This is a genomic window from Dactylosporangium salmoneum (genome assembly GCF_039532525.1).
GTDB lineage: Bacteria > Actinomycetota > Actinomycetes > Mycobacteriales > Micromonosporaceae > Dactylosporangium > Dactylosporangium salmoneum.
In genome coordinates, this window is the sequence record NZ_BAAARV010000017.1 from 1 (window position 1) to 4,254 (window position 4,254).

Annotated in this window: 5 protein-coding genes; 1 reads left to right on the forward strand and 4 read right to left on the reverse strand. The window is 75.8% G+C overall.

Annotation, left to right across the window (positions count from 1 at the left end):
* Positions 1–119: 119 nt before the first annotated feature.
* A complete protein-coding gene (locus tag ABD352_RS09505; RefSeq protein ID WP_344611886.1) occupies positions 120–1,595 on the reverse strand; it encodes an MFS transporter in 1,476 nt (491 codons plus the stop codon).
* A gap of 23 nt (positions 1,596–1,618) precedes the next feature.
* Here ABD352_RS09505 and ABD352_RS09510 point away from each other — a divergent pair, with 23 nt between their 5' ends.
* Positions 1,619–2,122, forward strand: a complete 504-nt coding sequence (locus tag ABD352_RS09510; RefSeq protein WP_344611887.1) for an ArsR/SmtB family transcription factor — start codon at positions 1,619–1,621, stop codon at positions 2,120–2,122.
* Positions 2,123–2,576: 454 nt separating this feature from the next.
* On the opposite strand, the gene ABD352_RS09515 is transcribed toward ABD352_RS09510, so the two are convergent.
* The 3 genes from ABD352_RS09515 to ABD352_RS09525 form a co-directional block, all read right to left on the reverse strand.
* Positions 2,577–3,224 carry a DUF998 domain-containing protein gene (locus ABD352_RS09515; protein WP_344611888.1) on the reverse strand — a complete coding sequence of 216 codons (648 nt, stop codon included), beginning with the start codon at positions 3,222–3,224 and terminating at the stop codon, positions 2,577–2,579.
* A gap of 87 nt (positions 3,225–3,311) precedes the next feature.
* Positions 3,312–3,833: a GNAT family N-acetyltransferase gene (locus ABD352_RS09520; RefSeq protein WP_344611889.1), complete on the reverse strand. Its 522-nt coding sequence runs from the start codon at positions 3,831–3,833 to the stop codon at positions 3,312–3,314.
* A gap of 57 nt (positions 3,834–3,890) precedes the next feature.
* A partial coding sequence (locus ABD352_RS09525) for a hypothetical protein (RefSeq protein ID WP_344611890.1) occupies positions 3,891–4,254 on the reverse strand: 364 nt, incomplete at its 5' end.

Genomic DNA, 4,254 nt, shown 5'->3' on the forward strand with positions numbered 1-4,254 from the left:
CGTGGGGCGCCTGGCCGGCCACCGCGCTCATGCGCTTCGCCGCGGCCCCGGCCGACCTGGGCGCCGCGCCGGGCCCGCCCGCGTCGATCGCCGCCGCCCGCCGCAGCCAGCTGATGGTCTCAGCCATCGTGCTGCTGTCCACCGCGGCCGGGTTCGCCGGGGTCTTCCCGCTCCTCGGCCAGGCGAAGGCCGGCCTGATGTTCGCGGCGCTGCTGGCCCCGCTGCGCCTGACGACGTACACGACGCCGACCGCCTACGGCCGGTTCGTCCTGGTGACGCGGCCGTACCTGGCGCTCACCGGCCGCCTCCCCTGGCGGCTGGCCGACTTCCTCGACGACGCCCACCGCCGGGGCGTGCTGCGCCAGGCCGGCCCCGTCTACCTCTTCCGGCACGAGCGGCTGCGCCGCGCCCTCCGCCCCGGCCCAGCGGCGCCGGTGCCGCAGCAGCAGGGCGCCCGCGAGCCCGCCGAGGACGGCCGCGGCGACCGTCTGGACCCGGTAGTCGAGCAGGGCGACGGCGGCGCCGCCGAGTAGCAGCGCCGGGCCCGTCGGGGCGAACATCAGCGTGTCGGCCGTGGCCGCGGCCCGGCCCAGGGCGCGCCCGGGCACGGCCCGCTGGACCGCGGTCACCGCGGCGATGAGCGGCGCCGGCAGGCCGAGCCCGATGAGCACGCCCCCGGCCACCACCACCCCCGTCCACGGCGCCACCCGGGCGGCCACCCCGGCCGCGAAGAGCGCGAGCCCCAGCGCCGCGAAGCCGCGCTCGCCGAGGCGGCGCAGCAGCGTGCCGGCCAGCAGCCCGCAGGCGACCGAGCCAAGACCCTGGGCCGGGGTGAGCACGCCGGCGAACGCGGGGGAGCGGTGCAGGCCCTTGTCGAGCACCGCGAACGTCGCGCTGCTGGACAGGCTGGAGGCGACCATGGCGGCGGCCGCGGCCGGCACCAGCGCCCGCAGCGCCCGATCCCGCCGCAGCAGGCGCAACGGGGACTCCCGCGCGGTCCCGGCGTCGCCCGGGGTCCGGGCGGCCGGCCTGGCGTTCACCCGCAGCAGGCCGAACGCCAGGGCCGCCGCGACGAACGTGCCCGCGTTCAGCAGCGCGACGGCGGGCCCGCCGAGCACCGTGAACAGGGCGGCACCCACGGGCGGCGCGACGAGCTTCATGCCCTCGGTGACGCTGCGCACCAGGCCGTTGAAGTCGCCGCGCAGGCCCTGCGGCACCGCGGCCGGCAGCAGCGCCGCCGCGGCCGCCCCGGACAGCACCGCCCCGACGCCGACAAGGGCCAGGCCCGCGAACAGCACCCACAGGCGGCCCAGCGCGACCGCCGCCATCACCACCGCCAGCGCCAGGTTCACCGCCACCAGCAGCCGCCGCCGGTCGGTCCGGTCGGCGACCCCGCCCAGCACCGGCCCGAGCAGCAGGGCCAGCCACATGCCGGCCCCGACGATCCCGGCCAGGGCGTCGGAGCCGGTCCGCGCCTTGATCCACACGCCGGCGGCCAGGGACATCGCCGAGTCGCCGAAGCCCGAGACGAGGACCCCGCCGAGGTACAGCCGCGCATTGCGGTCCCGCAGGACTCTCCCCGTCGTCCATGCCATACCGCCAATCATATAATTGGGGGATGTCGGACGATGTCCTGCGCGCCCTCGCCCACCCCCTGCGCCTGCGCATGCTCAACCTCATGTGGCCCGGCCCGCTCTCCGCCGCCGAGCTGGCCCGCGAGCTGTCGATCTCGCACGCCCTGGCCAGCCAGCACCTGCGCCGCCTGGCCGCCGCCGGCCTCGTCGAGCTGGCCGAGGAGCGCAACCGGAGGGGCGGGCACGAGCGGCGCTACCGCACGGTGCACGGCTCCCCGCTGTCCGACCAGCGCGACGGCGCACCGTTCCTGGCCGAGGCCCTCACGGTGGGCCTGCGGGAGCGGGCGGCCCGCCGCGACCCGTCGCAGGCCGGCGCGACGACGGATGGGGAGCTCTGGGTGGCGCCCGAGGAGTGGGAGAGGTACCGCAGCGGGATTCAGGCCCTCGGCGACGCCCTCCACGCGGCGGCGCGCCCGGCCCGGACCCCCGGCACCGTGCCCGTCGCCGTCACCGTGCACGCCTTCCGCATGACCCCGCCTTTGCCTTGAACCCCAGCGGGTGCGATGCCCTTGGCGACGCCCTCCACGCGGCTGCCCGCCCGGTCCGGTCCCCGGCACCGTGCGCGTCGCCGTCGCTGTGCACGCCTTCCGTATGGCCCCGCCTTTGCCTTGAGCCCCGGCGGGGTCTGGGCCCTCGGCGACCTCCACGCGGCGGCGCGCCCGACCCGGCACCGTCCCCGTACGCGCCTTCCGTACGGCCTCGCCTTTGCCTTGAACCCCGGCAGGGTCCGAGCCCTCGCTGCCCTCCGCGCGGAGGCGCGCCCGGCCTGAACCCGGCACCGCCCCCGTACACGCCTTCCGGTGATGAGGTCGGGCGTGGGGGCTTTTGACCGATATGTCGAGCACTGGCGCGCCGCGACATATCGGATTTATACGGCGCCGGGGTATAAGTCCGAAAAATCTGGCACGGAGTGCCAGATTTTTCGGTTTCGAGCTGATTCGGTCACCGGCACGGCAGCGAGCGGTACAGCCGGACCGAGATCACGGCCAGCCAGGTGAAGATGATGACCACCCCGGCGACGAAGCCCAGCGTCAGCGCCGGCGCCCGGTTGCCCGACGCGATCCCCACGAACCCGGCCAGGAACAGAACGCCGGAGATCCGCGAGTACCAGCCCAGGCCCCGCGGCTGGTGCCGCGCCAGCACCCACGTCGCCACGATCACGCACAGGAACCCGATCCCGCCCGCCGTCAGGTGGCCGATGCCGTGCCACGACACGGTGCCCGGGCCGTCCGGGGTGCCCGCCGGGAAGCCCAGCGCCGGGTCGGCCCGCAGCGCGCCCGCCGCGATCATCGACGCCCCGAAGACGCCGACCAGGCGCGGGGCCCACCGCGACGGTACCGCCCGGGCAAGCCCCACGGCGGCGGCGATGACCATCAGGCCGGTGAGGACGAAGTTGGTGACCTGCACCCAGCCGAGCGACCCGTTGGCCAGCAGGCTCCACGAGTGCCGGCCCAGGTCGAAGCCCTCGCGGGTCAGGGCCTGGGCGAGGCTCACGGCGACGTAGAACGGGCCGGCCAGCACGCCGTAGCCCAGCAGCGAGCGGGTGATGCGGTTGGCCCGGATCTCGGGTGCGACGAGCGTGGCGGTCATGATGGGCTTCCTTCCGGTCTCGGGTGCCTTCAACCGGTCCCTCGAACGGGCACGCCGCGATCCGACATCGCCGGCCAAGATTTTTTCCTACCAGAGGTCTCCCGGGCGGAAGTCGCAGGCCAGGACGCCTTCGAGGCGGGTGGTGACGACCGGCAGGACGTACGTCGAGCCGTCGTCGCCCGGGGTCTTGCGCAGGCCGTCGGGGGTGAGCGCGGCGGTCTTGCCGGGCCAGGGCAGCCAGCCCCGCCGGGCGTAGAGCCCCGCGGCGGCCGACGACGCCGACAGCGCGCCGATGTCATAGGCGGCCCGGATGATCCGTTCCACCTCGTCCATGAGTGCGGTGGCATACCCGAGTCGCTGATGATCCGGGTGTACGGCAACAGCCTCCACATACCCCGCCCGCATCGCGACGCCGTCGACGAGCAGGGCGCGCTGGACGACGGAGGCGTGCGCGACGATCCGCGACCCCGTTTCGGCCAGCACGTGCAGGCCGCCCAGCGCGTGCGCCCAGTCGGTGGCGGCGAACCGGTCCCCGAACGCGGCATCGACCACGGCCCGCGCCTGCGCACGCTCGCCCGCCGTGAGATCGGCGGTGTGTACAGTCCTCATCGCATCCGGCCCTTTCCGCGTCGGTCCCTCACGGCACGCATCGCACCCACGCGATGCTCATCGCATCCTCGCCTTGCCGCGGTTCTCGCGCACGATCCAGGCGATGTCGGGGTCGTCCGACGCCTCGAGGCGCTCGAAGGCGGGCATCCCGTTGGGGCGGTCGGCGGCGACGGCGACGCTCCAGCAGTACCCCAGGGCCTTGCGCAGCGTGCGGACGTCCTCGTCGCGCCGGTGCGCCGCCGGGATGGCCGCGAAGGAGCCGGTCGCGGCGGCGCAGACGGCGATCGCCTCGGCCGGGGCGGCCGGCGTCCTGAGCAGGCGGGGCTCGCACAGGCCGGCGACCGCGGCCCGCCGCACGAGCGGGTGGGGGTCGCCGGCCCACGCGCGGGCCAGGGCGTGCAGGCGCGGCGGGTCGGCGTCG